Origin of the sequence: Burkholderia sp. AU32262 (assembly GCF_020419985.1) — a bacterium.
In the GTDB taxonomy this organism is placed as follows: Bacteria; Pseudomonadota; Gammaproteobacteria; order Burkholderiales; family Burkholderiaceae; genus Burkholderia; species Burkholderia semiarida.
Window position 1 is genome coordinate 265,816 of the sequence record NZ_JAIZRS010000006.1, and the last position, 26,589, is coordinate 292,404.

Annotated in this window: 25 protein-coding genes and 1 pseudogene; 17 read left to right on the top strand and 9 right to left on the bottom strand. The window is 66.7% G+C overall.

All coding sequences use genetic code 11. The features are described 5' to 3' along the window. The first annotated feature begins 118 nt into the window (after window positions 1-118). Window positions 119-1,027 (top strand): LysR family transcriptional regulator, encoded by a 909-nt coding sequence (locus LGN10_RS09755; RefSeq protein WP_059584929.1) that lies wholly within the window; start codon window positions 119-121, stop codon window positions 1,025-1,027. A 160-nt stretch (window positions 1,028-1,187) separates the two neighbouring features. On the opposite strand, the pseudogene LGN10_RS09760 reads toward LGN10_RS09755, so the two are convergent. Together LGN10_RS09760 and LGN10_RS09765 are read right to left on the bottom strand one after the other, a co-directional pair. Then, window positions 1,188-2,280: pseudogene (locus LGN10_RS09760) on the bottom strand (potassium channel family protein). A 60-nt stretch (window positions 2,281-2,340) separates the two neighbouring features. After that, a complete protein-coding gene (locus tag LGN10_RS09765) occupies window positions 2,341-3,675 on the bottom strand; it encodes an NAD(P)/FAD-dependent oxidoreductase (protein WP_226223089.1) in 1,335 nt (444 codons plus the stop codon). Window positions 3,676-3,887: 212 nt separating this feature from the next. Between LGN10_RS09765 and LGN10_RS09770 the strand changes: the two genes are divergently transcribed. Next, window positions 3,888-4,535, top strand: a complete 648-nt coding sequence (locus tag LGN10_RS09770; RefSeq protein ID WP_059584926.1) for a hypothetical protein — start codon at window positions 3,888-3,890, stop codon at window positions 4,533-4,535. Between the two features lie 175 nt (window positions 4,536-4,710). Here the strand turns inward: LGN10_RS09770 and LGN10_RS09775 are convergent, their stop codons facing one another. After that, window positions 4,711-4,920 (bottom strand): hypothetical protein, encoded by a 210-nt coding sequence (locus tag LGN10_RS09775; RefSeq protein ID WP_059584925.1) that lies wholly within the window; start codon window positions 4,918-4,920, stop codon window positions 4,711-4,713. A 476-nt stretch (window positions 4,921-5,396) separates the two neighbouring features. Between LGN10_RS09775 and LGN10_RS09780 the strand changes: the two genes are divergently transcribed. The 4 genes from LGN10_RS09780 to LGN10_RS09795 all read left to right on the top strand — a co-directional run bounded on the left by LGN10_RS09780 (window position 5,397) and on the right by LGN10_RS09795 (window position 9,849). Further along, complete coding sequence (locus LGN10_RS09780) at window positions 5,397-6,251, top strand: helix-turn-helix domain-containing protein (protein WP_059639645.1); 855 nt, start codon at window positions 5,397-5,399, stop codon at window positions 6,249-6,251. A 123-nt stretch (window positions 6,252-6,374) separates the two neighbouring features. Continuing rightward, window positions 6,375-8,048: an ATP-binding domain-containing protein gene (locus tag LGN10_RS09785; RefSeq protein ID WP_226223094.1), complete on the top strand. Its 1,674-nt coding sequence runs from the start codon at window positions 6,375-6,377 to the stop codon at window positions 8,046-8,048. 191 nt (window positions 8,049-8,239) lie between these two features. Further along, window positions 8,240-9,451 carry a DUF6402 family protein gene (locus tag LGN10_RS09790; RefSeq protein WP_226223096.1) on the top strand — a complete coding sequence of 404 codons (1,212 nt, stop codon included), beginning with the start codon at window positions 8,240-8,242 and terminating at the stop codon, window positions 9,449-9,451. A 26-nt stretch (window positions 9,452-9,477) separates the two neighbouring features. After that, entirely contained in the window at window positions 9,478-9,849 is a 372-nt protein-coding gene (locus LGN10_RS09795; protein WP_226223098.1) for a hypothetical protein, read from the top strand. Window positions 9,850-10,008: 159 nt separating this feature from the next. On the opposite strand, the gene LGN10_RS09800 is transcribed toward LGN10_RS09795, so the two are convergent. Beyond that, window positions 10,009-11,568, bottom strand: a complete 1,560-nt coding sequence (locus LGN10_RS09800) for a methyl-accepting chemotaxis protein (protein ID WP_059584922.1) — start codon at window positions 11,566-11,568, stop codon at window positions 10,009-10,011. A 146-nt stretch (window positions 11,569-11,714) separates the two neighbouring features. Then, window positions 11,715-12,713, bottom strand: a complete 999-nt coding sequence (locus LGN10_RS09805) for a quinone oxidoreductase family protein (RefSeq protein ID WP_124860014.1) — start codon at window positions 12,711-12,713, stop codon at window positions 11,715-11,717. Between the two features lie 131 nt (window positions 12,714-12,844). On the opposite strand from LGN10_RS09805, the gene LGN10_RS09810 reads away from it, so the two are divergent. From LGN10_RS09810 to LGN10_RS09825, 4 genes are all read left to right on the top strand, one after another. After that, on the top strand, window positions 12,845-13,717 hold the full coding sequence (locus LGN10_RS09810; RefSeq protein WP_226223100.1) for a LysR family transcriptional regulator: 873 nt from the start codon (window positions 12,845-12,847) through the stop codon (window positions 13,715-13,717). An 80-nt stretch (window positions 13,718-13,797) separates the two neighbouring features. Beyond that, window positions 13,798-14,358: a GNAT family N-acetyltransferase gene (locus LGN10_RS09815; RefSeq protein ID WP_059584920.1), complete on the top strand. Its 561-nt coding sequence runs from the start codon at window positions 13,798-13,800 to the stop codon at window positions 14,356-14,358. A 9-nt stretch (window positions 14,359-14,367) separates the two neighbouring features. After that, window positions 14,368-15,216: a MerR family transcriptional regulator gene (locus LGN10_RS09820; RefSeq protein ID WP_059584919.1), complete on the top strand. Its 849-nt coding sequence runs from the start codon at window positions 14,368-14,370 to the stop codon at window positions 15,214-15,216. Between the two features lie 123 nt (window positions 15,217-15,339). After that, window positions 15,340-16,320 (top strand): sulfonate ABC transporter substrate-binding protein, encoded by a 981-nt coding sequence (locus tag LGN10_RS09825; RefSeq protein WP_059639649.1) that lies wholly within the window; start codon window positions 15,340-15,342, stop codon window positions 16,318-16,320. 79 nt (window positions 16,321-16,399) lie between these two features. Here the strand turns inward: LGN10_RS09825 and speB are convergent, their stop codons facing one another. Further along, window positions 16,400-17,368 carry an agmatinase gene (speB, locus tag LGN10_RS09830; protein WP_226223102.1) on the bottom strand — a complete coding sequence of 323 codons (969 nt, stop codon included), beginning with the start codon at window positions 17,366-17,368 and terminating at the stop codon, window positions 16,400-16,402. A gap of 359 nt (window positions 17,369-17,727) precedes the next feature. Between speB and LGN10_RS09835 the strand changes: the two genes are divergently transcribed. From LGN10_RS09835 to LGN10_RS09855, 5 genes are all read left to right on the top strand, one after another. Beyond that, window positions 17,728-18,399, top strand: coding sequence for a lysoplasmalogenase (locus LGN10_RS09835; RefSeq protein ID WP_226223104.1), 672 nt, complete (start codon window positions 17,728-17,730; stop codon window positions 18,397-18,399). Between the two features lie 246 nt (window positions 18,400-18,645). Further along, window positions 18,646-20,226, top strand: a complete 1,581-nt coding sequence (locus LGN10_RS09840; RefSeq protein ID WP_124657881.1) for a flavin-containing monooxygenase — start codon at window positions 18,646-18,648, stop codon at window positions 20,224-20,226. A 21-nt stretch (window positions 20,227-20,247) separates the two neighbouring features. Further along, window positions 20,248-21,171 carry an SDR family NAD(P)-dependent oxidoreductase gene (locus LGN10_RS09845; protein ID WP_059584915.1) on the top strand — a complete coding sequence of 308 codons (924 nt, stop codon included), beginning with the start codon at window positions 20,248-20,250 and terminating at the stop codon, window positions 21,169-21,171. After that, window positions 21,168-22,073: a metal-dependent hydrolase gene (locus LGN10_RS09850; protein ID WP_059584914.1), complete on the top strand. Its 906-nt coding sequence runs from the start codon at window positions 21,168-21,170 to the stop codon at window positions 22,071-22,073. The genes LGN10_RS09845 and LGN10_RS09850 overlap by 4 nt, the downstream gene beginning before the upstream one ends. A 4-nt stretch (window positions 22,074-22,077) precedes the next feature. After that, entirely contained in the window at window positions 22,078-23,016 is a 939-nt protein-coding gene (locus tag LGN10_RS09855) for an alpha/beta fold hydrolase (protein ID WP_226223106.1), read from the top strand. Here LGN10_RS09855 and LGN10_RS09860 read toward each other — a convergent pair. The 3 genes from LGN10_RS09860 to LGN10_RS09870 form a co-directional block, all read right to left on the bottom strand. Next, window positions 22,977-23,531, bottom strand: coding sequence for a putative glycolipid-binding domain-containing protein (locus tag LGN10_RS09860; protein WP_060968772.1), 555 nt, complete (start codon window positions 23,529-23,531; stop codon window positions 22,977-22,979). The two genes, LGN10_RS09855 and LGN10_RS09860, sit on opposite strands and share 40 nt — an antisense overlap. Before the next feature lie 252 nt (window positions 23,532-23,783). Next, window positions 23,784-24,194: a type II toxin-antitoxin system VapC family toxin gene (locus LGN10_RS09865; protein ID WP_226223108.1), complete on the bottom strand. Its 411-nt coding sequence runs from the start codon at window positions 24,192-24,194 to the stop codon at window positions 23,784-23,786. Beyond that, the gene (locus tag LGN10_RS09870) at window positions 24,185-24,439 is read right to left on the bottom strand and encodes a type II toxin-antitoxin system Phd/YefM family antitoxin (RefSeq protein WP_226223110.1); all 255 of its coding nucleotides are present in this window, start codon (window positions 24,437-24,439) and stop codon (window positions 24,185-24,187) included. The genes LGN10_RS09865 and LGN10_RS09870 overlap by 10 nt, the downstream gene beginning before the upstream one ends. Before the next feature lie 458 nt (window positions 24,440-24,897). Here LGN10_RS09870 and LGN10_RS09875 point away from each other — a divergent pair, with 458 nt between their 5' ends. Beyond that, a complete protein-coding gene (locus LGN10_RS09875) occupies window positions 24,898-25,788 on the top strand; it encodes an urea transporter (RefSeq protein WP_226223112.1) in 891 nt (296 codons plus the stop codon). Further along, complete coding sequence (locus tag LGN10_RS09880) at window positions 25,766-26,539, top strand: class II aldolase/adducin family protein (protein WP_226223114.1); 774 nt, start codon at window positions 25,766-25,768, stop codon at window positions 26,537-26,539. Before LGN10_RS09875 ends, LGN10_RS09880 begins: the two co-directional genes overlap by 23 nt. The last annotated feature ends 50 nt before the right edge of the window (window positions 26,540-26,589 follow it).

A 26,589-nucleotide genomic window follows, 5' to 3' on the forward strand; every position in this document is an offset into this window, starting at 1 on the left:
TCGAGGCCGGCGCGCCAGCTTGCGCCCGCCTTGCATGACCACGATGTTCGGCCCGGCGATCCGTATAATCAATCAACGCCAATATTGAGATTGTTCTCTTTTTTAGAACGCCAGGATCATGAGCGAGACCCTTACCGACAGCCGCATCGTCTATTTCTACGAGGCCGTGCGCTGCGGCACGATCCGCGCCGCGGCCGACTGGCTCGACGTGGCGCCCTCGGCGGTGAGCCGCCAGATCGGGTTGCTGGAGAAGGAGCTCGACGCCACCCTGGTGGAGCGCCACGCGCGCGGCGTGACGCCCACCGAAGCGGGACGCTGCGTGATCGAGTATTTCCGCGAGCAGCTCGCGCACCGCGACGACCTGATCTCGCGTCTGCAGGAACTGCGCGGGCTCAAGACCGGCGAGGTCAGCCTGGTGCTCGGCGAGGGCTTCGTCTCGGATCTGCTGGCCGGGCCGATGCAGCAGTTCTGCCGGCAGTTCCCGGGGATCCGCGTCAACCTCGACGTGGGCAGCACCAACGACGTGATCCGCAAGATCTCGAACGACGAGGGCGAGATCGGCCTGGTGTACAACCCGCCGGCCGAGCCCAAGGTGGTGTCGCGCGCGTCGAAGCGGCAGCCGATGATGGCGATCGTCGGCCCCGATTTCCCGCGCCGCACCCACAAGGTGCTGACGGTGCAGCAGCTCGCCACCTACCCGCTGGCGGCCACTCACCCGTCCTACGGTACGCGGCAGATGATGGAGGCCGTCGAATACGCCGAGCGTGTGCGGCTCACGCCGGTCGTCACCACGAATTCCTTCGCGATCCTGAAGGAGTTCGTGAAATCCGGGCTCGGTATCTCGGTGATGCCGGCCTTCGCGGTGACGGCCGAACTGCAGGCCAAGGAGTTGTTCGCGATCGAGATCGCGCATCCGATCCTCGAGAACGCCGAAGCGCACATGGTCACGCGCGTGGGCCGCAAGCTCTCGGTGGCCGCCAACAAGATGCTGCAGATGATGACGGGGCAGATGCGGGCGTTTCGTTAGCGGGGGCGGCTCGTACGCCGTCCGGCGACGCGAGGCCGGGCTTGGAGACGGTTTCCCCAAGACCGCTGATTCCGCTGCAAGGTGTTCCGGCAGATCACAGCTGCAGCCGAATTCGAGAAAGGCTTCATGGTCATGGGCACATGACCAAAGTCAAACGCCGTCAAACATCCGGATCCTGAATCCGCGCCGACTGAATCACCACCAGCGTATCGCCCGCCTCGATCCTGCAGGGCGGATCCTCGTAAAACGAATAGATCTTCCCGCAGCGATCGAGCCCGACCACGATCGCGCCCGGCACCACGTTCGTCAGGCAGCCGATCTCATGCGGCAACGCCTCGCGCTCCAGCAGCGTCGCGCGCCCGCGCGTCGACAGCATGTCGTTCACGAACGGCACGATGTAGCGGCTGTGGACCGCATCCGCGAGCAATAGCGCGCCGATCTTCGTCGATGACACGATCACGTCCGCGCCCGCCTGCCGCAATTGCCGCTGGTACAGGTTCTCCTGGATCCGCACGACGATCTTCGTATCGGGCGCGATGCTGCGCACCGACAGCGTCAGCAGGATCGCGGTCGGATCGTCGGTCACCGAAATGATCACGGCCTTCGCCGCGCGCACCTGCGCCTGCTGCAGCAGATCCTCGTGCGCCGGATCGCCGAGCAAGCCGGTCACGCCGAGCGACGTCGCCGCCTCGAGGGCCTGCTGCTGCGAATCGATCACGATGATCGTCGCCGGATCGACGCCGCTTTCCAGCAACTCGCGCACCGCGATCGATCCCGACAGGCCATAGCCGCACACGACGATGTGATCGGACAGTTGCTTCTGCAGGCGTTTCATGCGGAATTCCTCGATGACGCGCTGGATCACGAACTGATACGCCGTGCCCAGGAAAATGAACCAGATGCCGATACGGATCGGCACGATGAAGAACGCATCGAGCAGGCGCGCGCGCCGTGACGGGCACGATATCGCCGTAGCCGACCGTCGCGACCGTGACCATCGTGAAGTACACGAGATCGGCCACCGTCATCGGCGTGCTCTTGGTCGAATCGCGCAGGCCGTCGCGATCGAGATACAGCACGAGGAACGCAAGCGTGCACAACAGCACGACCGCGCCGAGACGGAACAGCAGCGTGCGCCGCGGCGACGTCGCCGGGCGCGTGAACAGCGTGCGCGCGCGCGGCGCCTGCCACGGGTTGCGGGCGCGACGCAGGCGCATGCGCAACGAGCGGCGCTGATCGGATGGCGTGGCCAACGGGGAATCTCCTGAAGGATGCGGGCTCGATTCTACGACGGGAACGCACGCGCGCAGCCGTCACAGCATGCTGCGCGGCCGCACCATCGTCCCGTCGACGAAACGCCGCGCGCGAAACGCCGACAGATCGAGCGACGGCGCGCCCGTGTCGATCCATTCGGCGAGCAGCCGGCCGACGATCGGCCCCATCGCGAAACCGTGCCCGCAGAACCCCGTCGCGATCGCGAGCCCCGACGGCGTACCCGGTGCATCGATCACCGGGATGCCGTCGGGCAGCACGTCGATCAGGCCGGCCCACGCCTCGACGATCTGCGCATCCTTCAGCGCAGGAAAGATCGCCTTGAGCTTCGCGAGCGCGCGCGGCGCATGCGCGCGATTCGGCTGCGGCTGCGGATCGCGCGGCTCGATCGGCCCCGTCGCGCCGCCGATGCGCGCGAGCACGTCGCGCCATGCGGACGCATTCAGGTGCAGCCGGAATTTGTCGCGTTGCGACCAGAATTGCGGCCAGAAGAGGCTCAACCCGCGCAGGTGGCCGAGCGTCAGATCGACGTCGACCTGCATGTCGTCGGCAAGATTGATCGCGCCGTTCGTGCGCTGCCGGATGCCGAGACCATGGCCCCACATCGTCGCCGCGGACACCGGCGGAACGACGTTGGTGCGCATGCAGGTGCCGCGCACGGCCTGCTGCGGCAGCCGGATGCCGACGCCGTCGAGCAGCCGGAAACTGGTCGCGCCGGCCGCGCAGATCACGCGCCGCGTGCGGATCGCGCCTCGCTCGGTCGCGACGCCGACGACCGCGCCGCCGGCCGTCTCGATCGCCGTCACGCCGCAGCCTTCGAAGAAACGCGCGCCCGCCTCGGTCGCGCGCGCCGCGAATGCGGCGGCCACGCGACGCGGCTCGGCCTGCCCGTCGGTCGCCGTATACAAGCCGCCGAGGGTACGCGCGTGCGTCGACAGCCCGCTCACGCGTTCGTCGATCTGGGCGCGCGTCAGCGTGCGCGTGTCGAGCCCGTGTTCGCGCGCCACGGTGAGCCACGCCTGGAACGATGCCCAGTCGTCTTCGTTGTCCGCCATGTAGAGGCAGCCGCCCTGCCGCCATTCGAGATCGAAGCCCAGCGCCTGCTCCAGGCCTTCCCAGATCCGCATGCCGGCCATCATCAGCGGCACTTCGGCGGATTCGCGCCCCTGCTGCCGCACGAAGCCCCACGCGCGCGTCGATTGCTGGCCGGCGATGCGCGACTTGTCGAGCACGACGGCTTTCAGGCCGCGCAGGCCGAGGTAGTAAGCGGCCGCGCAGCCCATGATGCCGGCGCCGGCGATCACGACGTCGGCTTCGGTCGGAAACGCCGTTTCGGCGTGAGTCAATGCGTCGTGCAGCGGATAGGTGGTGGTCATTGTTTTCTGTCGGGAATCGGTGCATGGCCGGCAAAGCTTATCGCGGCAACGCCATCCGATGAAGCGAGCGTCGCGCAACGATCCCGGGCGCCTTCCGCATCCATAGACGACAGCTCGCTCGCGTCTTTCCGGCCGTCCCCGTTTTTTCGGCTTGACGCCTCCGTATCGCCACGCGACGATACTGGATATCCATACAGTATCGTCGCAGCAAAATGATCCTCCCCCCATTCGATCCGCCCAAGCTGAACGACCTCACCGAATGGTGGACGCAGTGCACCTACGCGGACGTCCAGCGTCTGATACTCGAAGTGCAGCACCTCCGCCTGACGCTGTGGGAGTTGAAAGCCCACGTCGCGGACGCATCGCGCCGCATCCGCGTGCTCGATCCGGACATGCTCGCGCATGGGTCCGCGCTTCGGCGGCTCGGCTACCTGCTCGACAAGGAGATCGAGCGCGCCAATCCGATCGGGCGCACGCGCGACGTGTATGCGCCGTTTTCGGACGAGTGGCGGGCTCGCGCGGCACTGCGCTGCGCATTGCGCGGGCAGCCCGAGCCGGCCGACGCAGGCACGCTGCCGCGCGCGATTCCGGAATTTCAGCGCATCACCTGGGCCGAGCTTCGCGATCGCTGGCGTCACCTGAGCGACAGGAAATCGAATCGGCAGAACGTCGAGCAACGGATGGTGCTCGAGATCGCCCGTCAGCGGACCGTGATCCTCGCGCGGGCGCGCAAGCTGGTCGACGCCGCGATCGCCGAGGCGGCGGCAGAGGGAAACCGGTTGTTCGCGCTGGATCAGCTCCAGCGGCTCCTGGCGGTCGAGCGGGAGGACGGCGAGCCGTTCATGTACATGCCGCCGTAGCGCGAACGCCGTGAACGACGGTCTGCATGCACAAAGTGGACATTCGCAGTCTCCAATCGCGTTGCCTTCGGACGATCGATACCTCACGACGGGAGTCGTCAATCTACAAATTTCCGGGGGCATTCGCAATATTCAGGCAGGAATTCCGGCCGTTCGGGGCGCCGCACGCGCTGCACTACGCATAGCGGCTCAGCCATTCTTCGGAGAATCGTTTCGCGTACGCGACGGCCTCGGCTTCGGTGTCGAATTCACCCAGCTTGCGGAACGCGGCTTCACGGCTGAAACCCACCTTCGTGACCTCGACCTGCGCGGCGTATTTGCCGGCCTCCGTCACGCGCGGCTCGCAGTTCATTTCGTAGCCGCGCATCAAGAATTTCTTCTGCATCGGTTCAACACTTTTTTGAGACGGCGAAATCGTAGCACGCAGCGTGACGGGTGCCAAAAAATGTATCCGCGCTGGTTTCACTAGAAGAAACCATCGATTGTTCGTCCTGCAGGTGCTTCGGCCGTTCGCCGCGCGATATCCTCCGAACATCTCGGCCCGGGCGTGATCGCGCCCTGCGTTGGTGCGTCGCGTTGCGATTACCTGCCGCCTCGTGGGGAATCACACGCCGGCCCATGGGAATGCAGCCCAAAGGTGCCGAACGCACCGTCGCGCGCACGCGCCGACGCAGGCCCGGCGTAACTTCATGACACACCTTTCACACAAACGCACCTTTCACCACACTGAATGACGACCATTTTGCGGTAAAGTTATCTTTTCCGTGCGTGGCCGGTCGGCTCGCCATTGGACGTCATGAAGACTGTCCGCCGAGACTGCCGCAAGGCGTCGTTCTGAACGTCACGATCCGTTCCCGTAGCATGACCACTGAAGCAATCACCACGGATTCCCTCGCGGTTGCCGAGCGCGTGCGCGAGTTGATGACCCGCAACGGCATCGGCAAGCGCCAGCAGACCACCGAGCTGTGCCGCATCCTCGATCTGAGTTTCTCCCAAGGCCACCGCAAACTGCGCGGCAGCAGCCCCTGGACGCTCGCGCAGATCAAGAAAGTCGCCGAAGCGTACGGCGAACCCGCCGCCCAGCTGTTCGGCGCGCAAACGCTCGACCCGGGCATGGTCGGCGCCTATAGCCAGGAAGCCGTCCTGTATGCGGGCGTCGCCGAGATTCCATGCACCGCCTGGATCGGCGCGCCGCTCGAAGCCGGCGCGCGCCCCGAGTTCGTCGCGTACGAACAGAACGGCCGCTGGCGCGTGCTGCGCCATACCGGCGTGCTGTACCAGAACGCATACGACGTGCACAAGATCGAGATCTATCCGCGCCGCGCGGAAAGCGACAAGCTCGTCGTCGCGGTAATCGACCCCGATCGCGTCAGCGCAACCGAACTGTGCCGCTATCTCGAACGGCAGGGTTTCGCGACGGCCGCGTTCGACGGTCTCGCGGCATTCGTCGACGCGCTGCAGGGTCAGGCTTTCGACGCAGTCCTGACCGAATGGCTGTTCGACGACGGCACGGCCGCCACCGCGATCAAGGCCGTGCGTACGTCCGACAACCCGGGCGCGCCGATTTTCGTGCTGACGGGCGCCCTGCTCACCGGCCGCGCGAGCGAAGCCGACATCAGCGAAGTGATCCGCGCGTTCGATGTGGTGTGCTACGAAAAGCCCGCGCGCATGGCGATCCTCAGCGCCGATCTCGCGAAGCGGCTCGCGCGCGGCTGACGTTCGCCGGGCCGGCCGCCCGTCGAACGGCCAACGCCCGCGCGGCGCCGTGGGCATGAACCGGTTCCTCAGTACAATAGCCGCACCCGTTCACGCCCACGCCGGCATCCGCCGCCCGACGCCATGGCCCGCCTCATCCCCGACGACTGGAAAAGCCTCGCCGCGACCGGCGCGGCCGAACGCGAGCGCGAAACGCTCGCCGCGCTCGAACACGCGCTGCCCGACAGCTACACCGTGTATCACGGCGTCCACTGGACGCGCGCCGATCAGGCGTTTTCGGTATTCGGCGAAGCCGCGTTCGTCGTCGTGAGCCCGGCCGGCCGCGTGCTGCTGATCGAGCAGAAGGCCGGCTTCCTGCGCGAGACCCCGAAAGGGCTCGTGAAGGTCTACCTGCAAAAGGAGCGCAACGTCCCGATCCAGCTCGCGCGCACGCAGGAGACGCTGCACCGGCGCCTGACGGCCGCGCTCGGCGCGGGCGTCTACGGCGTCGAGGCGCTGCTGTACTGCCCCGACTACTCGATCCGCGACGCGTCGATCGCCGGCGTCGCGCCCGAGCGCATCGTCGATGCGTCGCGCAAGGCGCAGCTCGCGCAAGTGATCCTGCAGATCCTGCCCGAGGACGACGAACACTTTCCGAACGCGCCGAAGCTCCACCATTTCCTCGCGGACGAGCTCGCGCTCACGCCCGACACGAGCGCGCTCGTCGGGCAGGCCGGCACGCTCGTCACCCGGCTGTCGGGCGGGCTCGCCGCATGGGCGCGCCAGCTCGACTTCGCGCCGTTCCGGTTGCGCGTGACCGGCACGGCCGGCTCCGGCAAGACCCAGCTCGCGGTCCAGGTGATGCGCGACGCCGTCGCGGCCGGCAAGCACGTGCTGTATGTGTGCTTCAACCGGCCACTCGCCGACTACATCGCGCGCATCGCGCCGCCCGGCGCGAAGATCGCGAACTACCATCAGCTGTGCGACTGGGTCGCGCGCGACGGCGGCTATACGCCCGACTTCCAGGCGCCCGGCGAATTCGAACGGCTCGAGGCGCGTTTCGTGCAAGCGCCGATCCCCGAGCGCTGGCGCTTCGACGTGCTGGTCGTCGACGAAGGGCAGGATTTCCACGCACCGTGGGCGGCCGCGCTGGAGCGCCTGCTGGCGCCGGACGGCGCATGGTGGTGGCTGGAAGATCCGCTGCAGAACCTGTACATGCGCGAACCCGTCGCGCTGCCTGGCTGGGTCACGCTGAAGGCGCTCACGAATTACCGCAGCCCGCGCGACCTGCTCGAATTCGTGCGCGACGTCGTCGGCCGCGTCGAGCCGCTCGCGGCCGAACTGCGCTCGGGCAGCCCGTTCGACGGCTCCGAACCGTCGGTGTCGGCCTACGGCGAAGACGGCGCGTCGGACGACGCATTGGCGCAAGCCTGCATCGATGCGACCAAGCGCGCGATCACGCATGCGTTGTCGCTCGGCTTCCGCAAGCAGGACATCGCGGTGCTGTCGTACCGCGGCCGCGAAGGCTCGGTGCTTGCGCCGCTCGACCAGCTCGGCCCGCACCGGATCAAGCGCTTCACCGGCAAGTACGACTTGTTCGGCAATCCCGAGTATCGCGAAGGCGACGTGCTGCTCGATTCGATCTACCGCTTCAAGGGTCAGTCGGCGCCGTGCGTGATCCTCACGGAAGTCGACTTCGACGCGCTCGACGCGCGTGCCGCGCGCAAGCTGTTCGTCGGCGCGACGCGCGCGACGATGAAGCTGCTGATCGTCGCGTCGTCGCGCGCGGCAGCGCAACTGGCGGACGCGGCGGGTTGACGCGGCGGGCGGGCGAACGCACGCCCTGGACGAACTTCGACATCGTGGCCGTTGACACAATCGGGCACTTTTCCCGACGCCCCGCACCCTTGCCCACGCTCGTTTCAACCTGTTTCGGCAATCCCTGACGCTTTGTCCGCTTGCAGCCGGCCGCTACGATACCAGGCCATTCGTTGCACGCGGAATATTCGATGGCCGACGTAAAAAAGCTGCCTTACTACGAACCGAAAAAGGGATTGTTCGGATCGGAGTTGAAGGAATACAAGGGTTCCCGAGGGTGTGTCCCGCTCGATACGCAAAGGAGCGTATCGATCGACCGGCTTGCACCGGGGGAAAAGCCGCCGCCGCCCAAAGCGATTTCCAGGCCTTCGATTGCTCCGACGCCTCCTGCAGCACCTCAACCGCCGCCGCAAGCCGATCAGGCGATAACCAAACGACCGCAGACGCAGGCGGAATCGGAGGTTTGCGAAAATCCGCCCCCTTTCGATCTCCAGGACGTGCCAATCGCGATGGACAATCTGGGCTGGAAGGTTTCGGCCAGGCTTGCCCGGATCTGGTTCGCGGGCGCTGCGCATGTTTACAACGACGATCCAACGTCAGCCCAGCCGCTGAATGACGATGACGTTACCCTCGAATGGATTTTGAAATTCGGAAATGTCAGAAAAAAGCACAATAAACTTCTCGCGAGCGATATCTACAGCGAACGTTCCATACGAACAGCATCAGATATAACCAAGTCTTTTGTCAAAGAGCTCTTTTTAGAAAGAAATTCTACGTTCAACTTCAACACCGCCTCATTCACAAGAAATTTGCATAAATTTCACAACGACTGGCAATTCCAGCTATCGAAAATAGGAAATTGGGACACCCTGGAGAACCTTTCCCAAACGGATCTCACGGGGGCGCTGGCCAATTTCAACATTTATGCAGCCATTGGAAATGTTGAAATTTCAAGCGAAAAATACTTCAAATATGAAAAATCAGGTGCGCTTTACTGCCTAAGCGCCACGGGTAGAATCACGCATATATATGTTTACGTGAAAGACAACTACTCATTCAACGGAAAACAATATTTAGGCCACTGGAACAAACATGGCGTCATCATCGCCCCGGGGTCAATTCTTACAGGATCAAGCTCGCCAAAACGAGAATCCGACATTGACATTTGGTCAAAAAACATCAACAAACCTGTCGACACACGAAGAAGTATATTAGGAAAATTCAAGACGTCCGATGTTTATTTTCCAATCCATAATGCAGACTACAGTCGATGGCGAGAAAGACATCACAGGGGCAGGGACTTCATGATATATTCGAATCCAGTTTATTTGAAACTGAAGAAACCGATCGATCTTGATCTTGGTGAAATATGCAGAATAGAGCCATCAGATACATTGGCTTAGCCATTGTCATTTACGTATGCGCAGGTTTGATCGTTCATTTCAATCGCCCCGCCTATGGACGGTGTGACTTCTATGATCGCCCGGAGACATTAGATGGCGGTATAAAAAACATGAATGGCGTTTGGTACCGATTCAAGCTGTGCGGCACCGGCGGAAATGATCAAGACGCGACGAATGACAACATTGAGCTAAGAGTGTTTAGTGAAAAGGGCGAGCTTCTTGCAAAGCGATATTTCTCCGTCAACTGGTATCATGGAGAAAGCTCTCACCCGCCTCTGGGTTACGAGGGCAATCTGGTACGCTATATCGACTTGGCCGATGAATCGAATTACAAAAAACATCTGATGATTCCGCCCTCCAAGTGGGATTGGCTTCGCGCCAGACTACCTTTGTTTTAAAGGTTGCACATCAAATTTTGATTTACAAAAAACAAAGCCCCGGTAGCGGGGCTTTGTTTCTCAATAGACTACTCGCTCGATCATACGACGATAGCATCGACCCACCCGTGAAACAGGTCGCATCAGCCGACAGATCCGCTGCGATTCACCTCGCCCTGCTCAAGCCACCCGGAACGCCCCCACCGCACGCCGCAACCCATCCGCCTGTTCCTCGAGCGACGCGGCCGCGGCCGCCGCCTGCTCGACGAGCGCCGCGTTCTGCTGCGACACCTGATCCATCTGCGACACCGCGCGGTTCACCTGCTCGATCCCGTCGCGCTGCTCGCTCGAGGCGGCTGCGATCTCCGTCATGATGCCCGTCACGCGCCCGATCGCCTGCTGGATGTCCTGCATCGTCGCGCCGGCCGTACTGACGAGCCGCGAGCCCGTCGCGACACGCTCGACCGATTCGCCGATCAGCGTACGGATTTCCTTCGCCGCGGACGCCGAGCGCTGCGCCAGCGTACGCACCTCGCCCGCGACCACCGCGAAGCCGCGGCCCTGCTCGCCCGCCCGCGCGGCTTCGACCGCCGCATTCAGCGCGAGAATGTTGGTCTGGAACGCGATTCCCTCGATCGTGCCGATGATGTCGGCGACCTTCTGCGAGCTCTGGTCGATCTCGTTCATCGTGCCGATCACCTCGCCGACGACCGTCGCGCCGCGCGTCGCGATCTCGCTCGCACTGTCCGCGCAGGCCTGCGCCTCGAGCGCGTGGTCGGCATTCTGCTTCACGGTCGCCGTCAGTTGCTCCATGCTCGCGGCCGTCTGCTGCAGCGCCGACGCCTGTTCCTCGGTGCGCTGCGACAGGTCGGTGTTGCCGGCCGCGATCTGGTGCGTCGCCGTCGAAATCGCCTCGGAACCCTGGCTGACCTGGCGCACCGTGTCCGCGAGGCTGCGCTGCATGCCCGTCACGCCCTTGACCAGTTCGGCCATCTCGTCGCGCGACGACCAGCGCAGTTCCGACGTGAGATCGCCGTCCGACAGCCGGCGGAAATGCGACAGCAGGCGATTCACCGGTTGCGTGATCGCGAAATGCAGGCCGATCGCGCAGCCGAGGCATGCGGCCAGCCCGAATGCGATGCCCGCGATCGCGCCGATGCGCATCCAGCCGTAATAGGTCTGCGCGGTGTCGTACACGTCCTTGCCGCGTGCCGCCTGGTACGCATCGAGCGCGTCGGTCGCCTGCGTGAGCGCGACCGACAGCGGCGGCGCGACCGTCATCAGCAACCGGTCGGCTTCGTCGCGCCGCCCTTCGCGGATCGCATCGATCATCGGCTTCAGCGCCTGCCCGATCAGCGCCTGGCGCGCGGCATCGAGGCGGCTCGCGAGCGGGCCCTCGTCGCCGTCGTGCGGCATCGCCGCGTAGTTGCGCCATGCCGTGTCGGCCTTCGCGAGATAGCCCTCGGCCTTCTTCACGAGATCGGGAACCTCCGCCGCGTCCGGATGCAGCAGCGCACGGTCGAGCGTCGTGCGCACGATCGTCAGGTTCAGGCTCGCCGCGGACAGCGCGGTCTTCGCCGCCAGTTGCCGCGTATAGGCCTCGTCGAGGGCGCGATTGGAACTCTGCATGCCCGCGAGGCCGATCAGCCCCGACACGACGAGCAGCGCGGCGACGAGGCCGAGCGTGGAGAAAATCCGCGTACGGATCGAGAAACGGGAAAACAGGGCGTTCAGGTTCATGACGGCACGTGAGCGATGAAAAATGCCGCGGCAATCGGTCCGCGGCCCTCTGTATTACGGTTTGCCTGCACAAAACTTGAGTCCGTCCCTGCTTCGCGGCTGATCGTCGTCAATTTTTCGGGCAGGCAAGCCGCCCGCGCCCGCCGTCACGCCAGCAGCACGACGCCGCCCGTGGTCGCGCGCGACTCCAGCAACCGGTGAGCATCGGCCGCCTGCTCCAGCGGCAGCCGCGCGCCGATCTCGACGTGCATCCCGCCCGCCAGCCGGTCGAGCGTCGCGCGCGCGGCGTCGCGATACGCGCCGACGTCGCGCGCGATGAAGCCGAGCACGCTCGGCCGCGCGAGCGCGATCGAACGCGCCGGGCCCAACTCGTCGAGATCGAACGTCTGTCGCGCGCCGATCGCGGCCACCTGCCCGATGCTCGCGACCATCCCGAACGGACGAATCGCCCCGAGCGTGCGGGTCAGCACGTCGCCGCCGATGCCGTCGATCGCGTAGTCGACGCCCGCACCGCCGCCGAACGCACGCGCCGCCGCGACGAAATCCTCCTCGCGATAATCGACCACCGCTTCGGCGCCGTGCGTGCGCACGAGCGCGGCCTTCGCGGCCGAGCCGACGGTGCCGATCACCCGCGCGCCGAGCGCACGCGCCCATTGCGTCGCCAGCAGGCCGACGCCGCCGGCCGCCGCATGCACGAGCACCGTATCGCCGGCGCCGACCTGCCGCACGCGCTGCAGCAGCATGTACACGGTGATCCCCTTCAGCAGCCCGGCGGCAGCGGCTTCGTCGCTCAGGCCGTCGGGAATCGGCAGTACGCGCTCGGCCGGCATCGTGCGCAGGCTCGCATAGCTGCCGGTCGGCATGCCGGCATAGGCGACGCGCCGACCGGGCACGAGATCCGGCACGCCCGGCCCGACCGCGTCGATCACGCCGGCCGCCTCGACGCCGAGCGCCGCCGGCAGCGCAGGCAATGCATGCGCGCCCGTTCTGAAATAGATGTCGACGAAATTCACGCCGATGGCGGTCTGGCGAATCCGCACTTCGCCGGCGCCGGGCGGCGCGACGGGCGCATCGACGCGGCGCAGCACGTCGGCGTCGCCGTAACGGTCGATCCCGATCCGGATGGCTTGGGTGGTTTGGGACATGACGTTCCTCGCTATCGAATGAAGTGACACGATCATCTCATCGTGCATAATTGAACGGAATTCACGTTGAACGCCCACCTACTGTGCAAAATTCGACCGACCGCGATCCTGCCGTCTCGCCCGTGCTGCCCATGAGCTGGGACGACATCCGCTACTTTCTGGCGGTGATGCGCGGCGGCAGCCTGTCGGCCGCCGCCCGCGTGCTACAGGTCCAGCATTCGACGGTCGCGCGGCGCATCGACGCGCTGGAATCGGCGCTCGGGATCCGGCTGTTCGATCGGCTGCCGCGCGGATGGCCGCCGACCGACGAAGGGCTGCACCTCGCCGAGCACGCCGCACGCCTCGAAGCCGACGCGCATGCGTTCGCGCGCGCCGCGCAGGGCGCGGCCGCGCTCGACGGCGTGGTGCGCGTATCGGCGTCGCCGGTGTTCGCGAGCCACTTCCTCGCGCCGCGCCTCGCCCGTGCGCAGCGCGCGTGGCCGGCGCTGCGGATCGACCTGATGGGCGAGATGCATGCGGCGAACCTGTATGCGCGCGAAGCCGATCTCGCGGTGCGGCTGTCGCGGCCGAGCGAGCCGGGGCTCGCCGCGCGCCGGCTCGGTACGATGCGCTTCGCGCTTTGCGCGGCACCGGAATGGGCGGATGCGCCGCCCGACACCTGGCCGTTCGTCGGCTACGACGACGCGCTCGCGCAAACGCCGCAGCAGCAGTGGCTCGAACGCTTCGCGGCCGGGCGCCGCTTCGCGTTCATCGCCAACGACCTGGCCGCGCAACATCGCGCGTGCGCAGCCGGGGCCGGTGTCGCGCTGCTGCCGCGCTTTCTCGTCGACGATCCAACGGCGCACGCCGGCGCGCCGCTCGTCGAGCTGACGGCCGCCCCGCGTTGCGACATCGAGCGCGAGATCTGGCTCGTGGTTCATCCGGACGTGCGCCGATCGCCGCGCGTGCAGCGCGTCGCCGACGCGATCGCCGACGCGGTGCATGCGGCGGACGGCCGCCTGTAAGCCGCCGAAACCGCAAACGGCTTTGCCACGCGCGTCGGCGGCCGGCATAGTAGCGCTTTCACTTCATTCGCCCCGCCGCCATGTCCACCGCCTCCGCCTGCGTCGTGCGTGACGCGACCGACGCCGACCTCGATGCCATCCATGCGATCTATGCGCACCACGTTCGCCACAGCGTCGCGTCGTTCGAGGAAACGCCGCCCGACGTCGCCGAACTGCGCGCACGCCGCGATGCGGTGCTGAACCACGGGCTGCCGTACCTCGTCGCCGAATGCGACGGCCGCGTGGCCGGCTACGCGTACGCGACGCCGTACCGCACGCGCAGCGCGTACCGCTTCACGATCGAGGATTCGATCTACATCGACGATGCGCAACGCGGGCGCGGAATCGGCCGCGCGTTGCTCGCGGCGCTGATCGCGCGCTGCGAAGGCGGCCCGTGGCGGCAGATGATCGCGGTGATCGCCGACGGCGGCACCGGCGGCTCGACGTCGCTGCATCGCGCGTTCGGTTTCGAGCCGGCCGGCCTGTTGAAAGCGGTCGGCTTCAAGCACGGCCGCTGGATCGACACGGCGCTGCTGCAGCGCCCGCTCGGCGACGGCGCGAACACGCGCCCCGCCTCGCCCGAGCCTGCCGCGGCGCGCTAGAATGGCCGCATGTCAAAACAGACTCATTCCACGCCCGACGAGGCCGCGCCGGATTCCCGCAACGAATACACGGTCGACGAGCTCGCGCGCGTGTCCGACACCACCGTGCGCAACGTCCGCGCCTACCAGGATCGCGGGCTGCTCGCGCCGCCGGAGAAACGCGGGCGCGTCGGCATCTACGACGACACGCACGTCGCGCGCCTGAAGCTGATCAACCATCTGCTCGCGCGCGGCTACACGCTGTCGAACATCCAGGATCTGATCAAGGCGATCGACGAAGGCCACGATCTGCGCTCGATCCTCGGCCTCGAGAACGCGATCGGCGGCCGCTGGTCGCACGAGTTGCCGAAAACCTACTCGCTCGCGCAACTCGCGCAGATGTTCGGCCCGCAGGCGACCACGCAACTGTCGCGCGTGACCGAGCTCGGGCTGCTCGAACGGCGCGGCCTGTCGTTCGTCGCGAAGAGCCCCGCGCTGCTCGAGGCGGCGGCCGCGATGACGAAGGAAGGGATTCCGCCGCGCGAGCTGCTCGACGTGATCAGCCTCGCGCGGCCGCATTTCGACGCGATCGCGCGCCTGCTCGTCGATCTCGTCGTGAAGCGGCTCGACCGCTACGACGCCGGCACGCTGCCGCCGGCCACCGACGTGCCCCAACTGGTCGACGCGATCTGGCGCCTGCGCCCGCTCGCGGCCGTGTTCGTCGAAGGCGAGACGAACCGCGCGCTCGAAACCGCGGCCGGCGCATATCTCGGCGGGCGGGTCGCGACGATCCTCGACAAGAAGCTCAGCGACGAAGCAGCGCGGCAGTCCGGCACGACGGACACGCCCGATCCGGCGGGCGGCGGCGACAAAGCATAGGCCCGACGCCGTCATATCCATATCGGCAATGCTTCGTTTGCGGGCGCGATCGCCCATGCGACGATTCTTCCAACCGAGCGGCGCCGGCCGCTCCCCGAAGATGCCTCGCATGGAGTTCGTTCGATGATTCGTTTCACCCGCTGGATCACCCGCGCCGCCGCCGTCTCGCTCGTTGCCCTGTCCGCCGCGTCGGCGTTCGCGCAAGGCGGCGCCGACAAGATCGTGCGCATCGGTTATCAAAAGGCCGGCCTGCTGTCGGTCGTCAAGGCGCAGGGCGCGCTCGAAGCGCGGCTCAAGCCGCTCGGCTATGGCGTTCAATGGTTCGAATTCCCGGCCGGCCCGCAACTGCTCGAGGCGCTGAACGCGAACAGCATCGACTTCGGCTATACGGGCGCGCCGCCGCCCGTGTTCGCGCAGGCGGCCGGCGTGCAGTTCGTCTATGTCGGCGCGGAACCGCCGGCGCCGCACAACGAAGCGGTGTTCGTGAAGGCCGATTCGCCGATCCGGACGGTGGCCGGCCTGCGCGGCAAGAAGGTCGCATTGCAGAAAGGCTCGAGCGCGAACTACCTGCTGCTCGAGGCGCTGAAGAAAGCCGGCGTGCGCTATGACGAAATCCAGCCGGTGTATCTCCCGCCGGCCGATGCGCGCGCCGCGTTCGAAAGCGGCAACGTCGATGCGTGGGCCGTGTGGGATCCGTACTACGCGGCCGCGCAAAGCGCGCTGAAGGTGCGCACGCTGTCCGACTACACGGGGCTCGCCGCGACCAACAATTTCTACGAGGCGACGCGGAGTTTCGCGCAACAGCATCCCGACGTGGTCGGCGCGATCCTGAAACAGGCGCGGGAAACGGGCCAGTGGGTCAACGCGCATCCGGCCGACACGGCCGCGCTGCTTGCGCCGAAGGTCGGGTTGCCGCAGGCGCTCGTCGAGACGTGGATCAAGCGCGTGCCGTTCGGTGCGGTGCCGATCGACGAACGCATCGTCGCCGCGCAGCAAGGCGTGGCCGATGCGTTCCACGCGGCGAAGCTGATTCCGCAGAAGCTGAGCGTGGCCGAAAACGCCTGGGTCGACAAAAGCGTGGCGGGTGCGCTGGCGGCGAAGTAACGCGCGCGGCCCCCTGCATCGGCAGGCCGGCCGGGCGCGATGCCCCGCCGGCCGCTGTCGCGTGCCGCGCGCCACGCGCTCAACGCAACGCCGCCGCCACCTTCTTCTGCCGCCACAGACACAGCAGATCGCACGCCACATGCGCGGCCGCGATCGCCGTGATGTCCGCGTGATCGTACGCCGGCGCCACCTCCACGACGTCCGCCCCGACCAGATTCACCGCCCCGAGCGCGCGCACGATCGCCAGCGCCTGCGCGGACGACAACCCGCCCGCGACCGGCGTCCCCGTTCCCGGCGCGAACGCCGGATCGAGGCAATCGATATCGAACGTCAGGTATGCAGGCCGCGTACCGACGATCTCGACGATGCGCTCGACCGCCGCCCGCGCACCGTGGTCATGCACCCACGCGGCATCGAGCCGCTCGATCCCGAGAAAGTCGTCGTTCCACGTACGAATGCCGACCTGCACCGACGTCGCGGGATCGATCAGCCCTTCCTTCACGGCCTTGTAGAACATCGTCCCGTGATTGAGGCTGCCCGGGTCGTCGTCGGCCCACGTATCGCAGTGCGCGTCGAAATGGATCAGCGACAGCGGCTTGCCGTGGCGCTCCGCGTGCGCGACCAGCAGCGGATACGTGATGTAGTGGTCGCCGCCGAGCGTCAGCATCTTCGCGCCCGAGCGCAGGATCGTGCGCGCATGCTCGACGATCGCCGGCTTGATCGACAGCGGGTTGTGCGCGTCGAACCAGCAGTCGCCGTAGTCGACGGCCGCGAGGTCGTCGAACGGATCGAAGCCCCACGGATACGGGTTGAGCTCCGCGAGCTGCACGCTCGCCGCGCGGATCGCGGCCGGCCCGAGCCGCGCACCGGAGCGATACGTCGTCGCGAGATCGAGCGGCACGCCGGAAATCGCGACGTCGACGCCGTCGAGCGCGCGCGAGTAATTGCGGCGCATGAACGACAGCACGCCCGCATAGGTGTTTTCGATCGAGGAACCGTACGGCGTCGTGCGACGGATCGCGCCGTCGCCGTGGAGAAGTTCGGTCATGGTCGGACCTGTTTTCGTGGCGGCCGCGCCGCCCCGCTTCGAACGAGCGCGCGGGCCGGGCACGGCGGGGATTCATCGGGCATGCATCGGCTCGCGCATTCAGTCGCGAGGCGACGCGGGACATCGACAGCGACAACGGCAATACCGCGGCGATCATAGCAAGCCGAATCGCAGCTGTTGCCCCGGTTCCGCCGGGGCAACGCGCGGAAAAATCCGGTGCCGCAGCGCAGGCCGCCGTCGTCGTTTCCTAGAAGGATTCGCCGGTTTTGGCGTGCCCGTTCTTCCGGATAATGGCCGGCAGCCGCGCCCCCGACGGCGCGTCGTCCACCGCAGACGACAACAAACCGGAGACACCCGCCTTGATCGCCACGCTTCCCGCCACCTACCGCCGGCTCTGGCCGCTCGCCATCGCCGCGGCGCTGCTGTACGGGCTGTCGCTCGCCGCCGCCCCCTATCCGGGCCAGGCCGCCGCGAAAGCCGCGATGGGCATCCTGCTGCTCGCGGCGGGCAGCACCTGCGGCGCGGCGCGCGAACGCGCATGGCTGTGCGCGGCGCTCGCGACCGCCGTGCTCGGCGACGTGCTGCTCGCGCTGCCCGACTGGCCGCTGTCGTTCGTCCTCGGCCTCGGCGCATTCCTGCTCACGCACGCGTGTTATTGCGCGATCTTCTTTCGATGGCGCGCGCGGCCGCACGGCTGGCGCACCGTTGCGCTCGTCGGGCTGTGGATCGCCGCGCCGGCGTTCTACGCGGCGTTCTTCCCGCACCTCGGCGAGCTGCTGGCGCCGGTCACCGTCTACATGCTCGTGCTGTGCATGATGGCGAGCTTCGCGCTCGCCGCCCGCACGCGCGGCCCGCTGGTCGCCATCGGCAGCCTGATCTTCGTCGGCTCCGACACGCTGATCGGCGTCGGCCGCTTCCTCGGCGTTTTTCCGGGCATCGACTATCTGATCTGGGGCCTCTATGCGCTTGCGCAGATCACGATCGTGGCCGGGGTTTTCCATGAGATCGCCGGCCGGTCGATCAGCCCCTGATACCGTTTCAAACGGGCCGCCGCGCGTGGGCGGCCCCGGTTTTGCCCTGTCTTGCCCTACCGACGGCCTTTTCCGCTCATCCCGCATTGCGGAAGCCGGACCGTTCCAAACCCCGCTCAGCCTTTTCCCGTCTGGCTTCCGGCCCTTAGAGCGCCGCCTCTAGCCTCTTGCGGTTTCCGGGTTCACCCACTATCGTTACATCAACCAATGTAACATTAAAAAATGAGCCAGATCGGAGACACCCGGATGAATGCTCGCACGTTGCCTTTCGGTCCACCCGGCCACGACGGCCTGGACGAAACCATCGACATCGCCATCATCGGCACCGGCTTTGCCGGCCTCGGGATGGCGATCCGCCTGAAGCAAACGGGCGTGACCGACTTCGTCGTCCTCGAGAAGGCCGCGTCGGTCGGCGGCACATGGCGCGACAATCATTACCCCGGGTGCGCATGCGACGTGCAATCGCACGTCTATTCGTTCTCGTTCGCGCCGAACCCGCGCTGGACGCGCATGTTCGCGCCGCAGCCGGAGATCCGAGCGTATCTGGAAGACTGCGTGCAGCGCTTCGGCATCGGCCCGTACCTGCGGCTGAATCACGAGTTGCAGCGCGCCGAGTACGACGAAGCCGCGCAACGCTGGCGCCTCACGTTCGCGAACGGCAAGCGGCTGTCCGCGCGCGTGCTGGTGTCGGGAATGGGCGGGCTGTCGCGCGCCGCGCTGCCGGCAATCCCCGGTGTCGAAACCTTCCAGGGCCGCGCGTTCCATTCGCAGCAGTGGGATCACGACTATCCGCTCGAAGGCAAGCGCGTCGCGGTGATCGGCACCGGCGCGAGCGCGATCCAGTTCGTGCCGCGGATCGCACCGCGCGTGAAGTCGCTCGCGCTGTTCCAGCGCACGCCGCCGTGGATCATGCCAAAGCCCGACCGCAACCTCACCGGCTTCGAGAAATGGCTGTTCCGCACGTTGCCGTTCACGCAGAAGGTCGTGCGCAGCGGCATCTACTGGATGCTCGAATCGCGCGTGCTCGGCTTCGCGATCCATCCGTCGCTGATGAAGAACGTGCAGAAGCTCGCGCTGCGCCACATCCGCAAGCAGATCCCCGATCCGGAACTGCGCAAGGTGGTGACGCCGAACTACACGCTCGGCTGCAAGCGCGTGCTGATCTCGAACGACTATTACCCAGCGCTGTCGCGCAAGAACGTCGACGTGATCACGACCGGCATCGACCACATCGAAGCCGACGCGGTCGTGACGACCGACGGAAAGCGCCATGAAGTCGATTGCCTGATCTACGGCACCGGCTTCCAGGTGGCCGACCCGTATCCGCGCGGCGCGATCGTCGGCCGCGGCGGCCTCGACATCGTCGACGCCTGGCGCGACGGCGCGCACGCGTATCTCGGCACGACGCTGCCCGGCTACCCGAACTTCTTCATGATCGTCGGCCCGAACACGGGCCTCGGCCACAACTCGATGGTGTTCATGATCGAGTCGCAGATCGAATACATCCTCGGCGCATTGCAGGCGATGCGCCGCGAGCACGCGGACGCGATCGAGGTGCGCCCGCTCGTCGAGGCCCAGTTCAACAACGATCTGCAGGGCAAGCTGAAAAAGGCGATCTGGTCGACGGGCGGCTGCAAGAGCTGGTACCTCGACCCGCGCACCGGCAAGAACACGACGCTGTGGCCGGGCTTCACGTGGCGCTTCCGCCAGGCGACCGCGCGCTTCTCGATCGCCGATTACCACGCGTATCGCGCACCGCACGACACGACCGCGCGGCCCGCCGCCGCGCCGGCCGCTTCCGCTTCCACGTCCGCCGAAGCGGCCTGAGCCAGACAAGGAGCCACCGACATGAGAGATTTCGCCAACAAGGTCGCCGCGATCACGGGCGCCGGCTCGGGCATGGGCCGCGCGCTCGCGATCCAGCTCGCGCAGGCCGGCTGCCACGTGTCGCTCGCCGACAAGAACGGCGTCGGCCTCGCGGAAACCGAACGGATCGTCCGCGCGATCGCGCCGAACGTGCGCGTGTCGACGCGCGTGCTCGACGTCGGCGATCGCGACGCGATGTTCGCGTGGGCCGACGACACCGCGCGGGAGCACGGCAAGGTCAACCTGATCTTCAACAATGCGGGCGTCGCGCTGTCGAGCACGATCGAAGGCATGGACTACGGCGATCTCGAGTGGATCGTGAACATCAACTTCTGGGGCGTCGTGCACGGCACGAAGGCGTTCCTGCCGCACCTGAAGGCGTCGGGCGAAGGCCACGTGATCAACACGTCGAGCATCTTCGGGATCTTCGCGCAGCCGGGCATGAGCGGCTACAACGCGACCAAGTTCGCGGTGCGCGGCTTCACCGAATCGCTGCGCCAGGAACTCGACATGATGAAGTGCGGCGTGTCGGCCACGTGCGTGCATCCGGGCGGCATCCGCACGAACATCGCGCAGTCGAGCCGCGTCGCGAAAAACATGGTCGGCTTCATCGTCGAGAGCGAACAGCAAGGCAAGGACAGCTTCGAGAAGTTCTTCATCACGAGCGCCGACGACGCCGCGCGCACGATCCTCGCCGGCGTGCGCAAGAACAAGCGCCGCGTGCTGATCGGCCGCGACGCGAAGGGCGCGGACTGGATGGCGCGCATCCTGCCCGCCGCATACCAGGCGCTCGTCGTGCTCGCGACGCGCCGCGAGGCCGCGAAGGCCCGCCGCGCCGCACGCGGCACGCCGGCGCCGGTGCACGCCACCTACAACAATGCAGGCAATCAGGGAGAACAATCATGACGACACCGAACATGATGCCCGTGCGGCGCGACATCCGTTTCGCGCTGCCGCCCGAACGCGCGAAGGACTGGCACGTGCAGGGCGTACCCGTCACGCACTTCATGAATGCGCTGTCGCTGCTGTTTCCGGCCGGCGAACGCTTCTTCATGGACTCGGTGCGCAATTACCGCGACCGGATCGAGGATCCCGAGCTGAAGAAGCAGGTGCTCGGCTTCATCGGCCAGGAAGCGATGCACACGCGCGAGCACATCGAGTACAACGACCTGCTGCAGGCGTCCGGCCTGCCCGCGCACAAGCTCGACAAGCGGCTGTGGACGATCCTCGGCTTCTTCAAGAAGACGCTGCCGCATTCGATGCAGCTCGCGATCACGATCGCGCTCGAGCACTACACGGCGATCCTCGCGAACCAGTTGCTGTCGGGCCACGAGCACCGGATCGACGGGTCGGTCGAAGGCTATCAGCAGATGTGGATGTGGCACGCGATGGAGGAAACCGAGCACAAGGCGGTGTCGTACGACGTGTGGAACGTCGTGATGAAGCCGGGCCTCGGCAGCTACCTGCTGCGCACCGGCACGATGCTGCTTACGACCGTGATGTTCTGGACGATCGTGTTCGACTTCCACGTGCGGCTGATGCTGTCGCACCGTCGCAAGCATGGCAAGTTCGGCGGCATGTGGCGCCTCGTGAAGTATCTGTACAGCCCGAGGAATGGCGTGTTCCCGAGCATCGCGCGAGAATGGCTCGACTACTTCCGCCCGGGCTTCCATCCGTGGGATCACGACAACCATCAGTATCTGCAGGGGCTCGACACGCTGCTCGCCAACATCGACGCGACCAACGCGCGTTATGCGGCGCAGGCTGCGCCGCGCCGCGTGCCGCTGCATCCGGTTGCGCAGGCATGACGCGATGGCGCACCCTCACGAGATGCTGACCGTCCCGTCCGGCGACGTGAAACTCGCCGTCTACGTCAGCGGGCCGCGTCGCGCGCCGCCGCTGATCCTCGTGCATGGCTACCCCGACTCGGCAGCCGTGTGGGCGCCGATCCGCGCGCGGCTCGCGAAGCGCTACCGCGTGATCGCGTACGACGTGCGCGGTGCCGGCGCATCCGATGCGCCGCGCCGCCGCGCCGACTACACGCTCGAGCGGCTCGCCGGCGACCTGAAGGCGGTGGCCGACGCGACCTGCGGCGGCCGGCCGTTCCACCTCGTCGGCCACGACTGGGGCTCGATCCAGTGCTGGGAGGCCGTGACCGACCCTGCGTTGCGCGGCCGCATCGCGTCGTACACGTCGATCTCGGGCCCGTGCCTCGATCACGTGTTCCGCGCGAAGATGCGGCTCAAGCAGAGCCTGAAATCGTGGTACATCGCGTTCTTCCATCTGCCGCTCGTACCGTCGCTGGTGTGGCGGCTCGGCGGCGCCGCGCTGTGGCCGCGCTGGCTGCAGATCACCGAGCGCGTGCGCGCCGAGCGCGATCCCGCGCAACTGAAGAACGCGCTGAACGGGATGCAGATGTACCGCGCGAATTTCATCGCGCGGGCCCGCAAGCCGCGTGAACGGTATGCGCAGGCGCCGGTGCAGATCCTGGTGCCCGTGCGCGACCGCTACGTGACGCCCGAGATGTCGGCCGACCTCGACCGCTGGCTCGGCGAGCACGTGCGCGAGGAAATCGACGGCGCGCACTGGATCGTGCTGCGCCATCCGGACCTGATCGCGTCGCGGATCGACCGGTTCGCGTCCGCGCATGAAGGGGCCGCGGTCGCGGCAGTACCGGCGGCGACGCCGGCCATGCGGACGGGAGCGGCCATTCAGCGCAGCGGCGGCAAACGCTTGAACAACGTTTCGTAGTCGATCACGAGCCCGTCGTCGTCGATGTCCATCTCCGCCGTGAAATTCCGGAAGATGCCTTCGTATCGGTAGCGACGGCCCGGTTCGATGCACGCATAAGCCTGCTTGACCGGCGTGACCTTCAGATCCGGCGTCGAGATGTACGCGACGTCGATCGGCCGTCGCTCGCCGCGCGCGAGGCCGAGGCGGCCGATCGGCAGCGAATTCGTGAACGGCGTCGCCGCGATGTCGATGTCGATGCAGCCGTCGAGCTCGTGCAGTTCGCGGCCTGAACCGTCGCGCCAGTGCCCGGCCCCGTCGCCGCGCAGTTCGAGCGTGCCGCCGCCCATCACCTTGAGCACCGCGTAGGTCACGCGCCATTGCGCATCGCACTCGACGCGATACGCCAGCCCGTACGCACGGCCGTACCGCTGGCCGACCACCGCGCTTTCGACGACGATGCCGGAATCATTCCGGTCAAACGTCAGATGTTCGATTCCGTCGCCCTCGAGCGACGCCCACCGCAGTTCGCGCATTCTGCCGCCTCCTTGTTACCGCACATCGAGGCATCGTCACACAAATCCCGGCTGTCGAGAATGCCGCCGTCGATGAGCCCAGCGCGCGTCATTCGTGTTCGGCGGCTATTGCCAGCTCCTCGAACGCCGATCGGATAGCTTCCACGACTCGCGCCGCTCCGCGCTCATCCTCGAACGGCGAACTCGGTCCACCCGGTGGCTGGCGCACCGTCCAAGGTTAAGTCCAGATTCACGCTCGCCACTCGTTCACGTTCAAGCATGTGGCACGCGCACGGTTAGCCCTGGCAAATCAGCGAAATCCGCGACGTTCAGCGTCATCAGCGCATAGCCGTGCTCAATCGCCTGCGCTGCAATCCACAGATCGTTGTAGCGCGGCCGCGGCGAGCGGGCCGCCTGCTTGACAGCAGCAGCCAGCACCCCGAAAGCGGCCGCAGTGTGGCGCGTGACTTCAAGCACAGGTCGGCGCTCAAGTTGGCGCAAATGGGCGGCGCGCCGCGCGCGTTCGGCAGCGTCCGCGCAAGCCTGCACGCCGAATGCCAGTTCGCCCAACGAAATCGTCGAGATGAACACAGGCGCATCGCCCGCCGTGTCGATCACGGCACGCGATTCGATCGTGCCGCCGGCCAGCCCCACCCACACGCAACTGTCGATGATCATGCCCACGGATCACGAACTCCGTCTTCGAAGCCGCTGCGACTATCTCGCAGCCAACGGGCTGCGTCCTCGGCGTCGAAACTTACAGGCAAACCTTCGAGCGCTTGTGCGGCGTCCATAACGGGCTCGGCCGGAACCAGTCGCGCGATCACGGTCTGGTTGCGTTCGACCACGATCGTCTCACGGCGTTGGGCGACCTGATCGAGGATCTGGCGAGTATGGCGGGCCAGTTCAGTTGCGGTAATGGTGACCATGGCGTCTCCGGGACGAGTAATACGTATTGTACGTATTATACGCATTCAATGCCCGGTGCGAGAACGAATGGCTGAACGTGGCGGCCTTCGTGGGCGAGTCGAGACCCAGAGTCCCCTTGCCGCACGGTTCTACAACAGCGCATTCGCGAGAGCAGACCTCGCTATCGAGCTTCGGTCCGCGTCCGGCGAGCGTGGTCGAACCGCAACCATATCGCCTTGAGATCACAGCCTGGTCGGGCTCTCGGAGCGATACGCGATTTCGTCCAACGGTGGGTCGCCGTGGTCAACATGACCGGGGCGCCGAGCCGCTCGGCGAAGTCGACTACCCCCGCGCCGAATACACACCGACCATGCCCCACATCAGGGCATTCGCCACAAATCCTGACTATCCAGAATTCCCTATTCCGGTGCATCGAAACGTGCCCTATGCTCGCGGCTTGTCCTGCTCCGCCGCCATCATGCCTACCGCCCGCCCCGCCTCGCCGTCGATCGACCTGCGCATCCTGCTGCGCGGCGTCGGACAGATCGTGCTCCAGGCGCATGCGCTCACCGGCGCGCTGCTCCTGGCCGCGCTGGCGCTGACCGACCTGTGGCTCGCATGCGCGGCGCTGGTCGGCTCGGCTGCCGCCAGCATGACGGCCGTGCTGACGGGCGCCGAGCGCCGCGACGTCGAACAGGGGCTGCACGGCTTCAACGGCGCGCTGGCCGCGCTGATCGCCGTCCTGTTCGCGCCCGGTCAACTCGCCGCCGTCGCGCTGGTGCCCCTGGTCGCGATCGGCGCGGCGCTCGTGCAACGCGCGATGCGGGCGCCGCTCGCCCGCTGGCGCCAGTGCCCGTATTCGAGCCCGTGCCTGGCCGTCACCGCGCTGTGGCTGCCGTTTGTCGCGTCGCAGCATGCGGACGGCGCGAGCGCCGATCCCGTGCCGACGCTCGCTTCCGCAACCGACGCGCTGCTGTCAGGCGTCGCTCAGACCACCTTCGCGCAAGGCGCATGGGCCGGCGCGCTGGTCGTCGCCGCTCTGGCCGTCGCGTCGCGCCGCGCGGCCGCGTTCGCGCTCGGCGGTGCGATCGCGTCGACCGTGCTGCTCGTCGCGCTCGGCGCGAGCGACGCATCGTTCGCCGATGGCCTGCTCAGCTTCAATGGCGCGCTCGCCGCGCTCGCGCTGATGTCGCGCGGGCCGCGTGCGGCGCTCGCGGCCGCCGCCCTCGCCGCGCTGATCCAGTGGCTCGCGATGCGCGCAGGCATTACCGTGTTCACGGCCCCGTTCGCGCTCGCGTCATGGGTGACCGTAGCCGTCGCGCGCCGCCTCACCCTCGGAGAACCCGATGTCATTCGCACACCGTCCTGATGCCGTGAAGCCCGGCGGCCCGATCTCGGACGCCGAACGCAAGCTGCGCGTCGACCTCGCAGCCGCGTACCGGCTCGTCGCGCTGAACGGCTGGGACGACCTGATCTACACGCATCTGTCCGCAACCGTGCCCGGCGAGCCGGGCCACTTCCTGATCAACCCGTTCGGCCTGACCTTCGACGAGGTCCGCGCATCGAACCTCGTGAAGATCGATCTGGCCGGCAACCGGATCGGCGACGGCGAGCACGCGGTCAACGTGACCGGCTTCGCGCTGCATGCGGCCGTGCACGCCGCGCGCGCGGACGCCGTCTGCGTGATGCACCTGCACAATACGGCCGGCGTTGCCGTGTCGATCCAGCGCGACGGGCTGTTGCCGGCGTCGCAGCACGCGCTGCGCTTTCATGGCGATCTCGCGTACCACGACTACGAGGCGCTCGCGTTCTCGCCGGCCGAAGGCGCGCGGCTGACCGCAAGCCTCGGCGCGAAATCCGCGATGCTGCTGCGCAATCACGGCACGCTGACGGTCGGCCGGACCGTCGCCGAAGCGTACGTGCTGATGGATACGCTGATCAAGGCGTGCGACATCCAGTTGCGCGCGCAAGCAGGCGGCGGGCCCCTCGTGCTGCCGGAACCGGCCATCGCCGAGCGCACCGCCGCACAACTGCGCGCCGGCGGCGTGATCGAGGGCGAACTGGAATGGCCGGCGCTGCTGCGCCGCCTCGACCGGATCGATCCGTCGTATCGCGACTGACGCCGCATCCGCACCGTACCGAATCGCTCGTCTTCAATCGTTCAATCCCA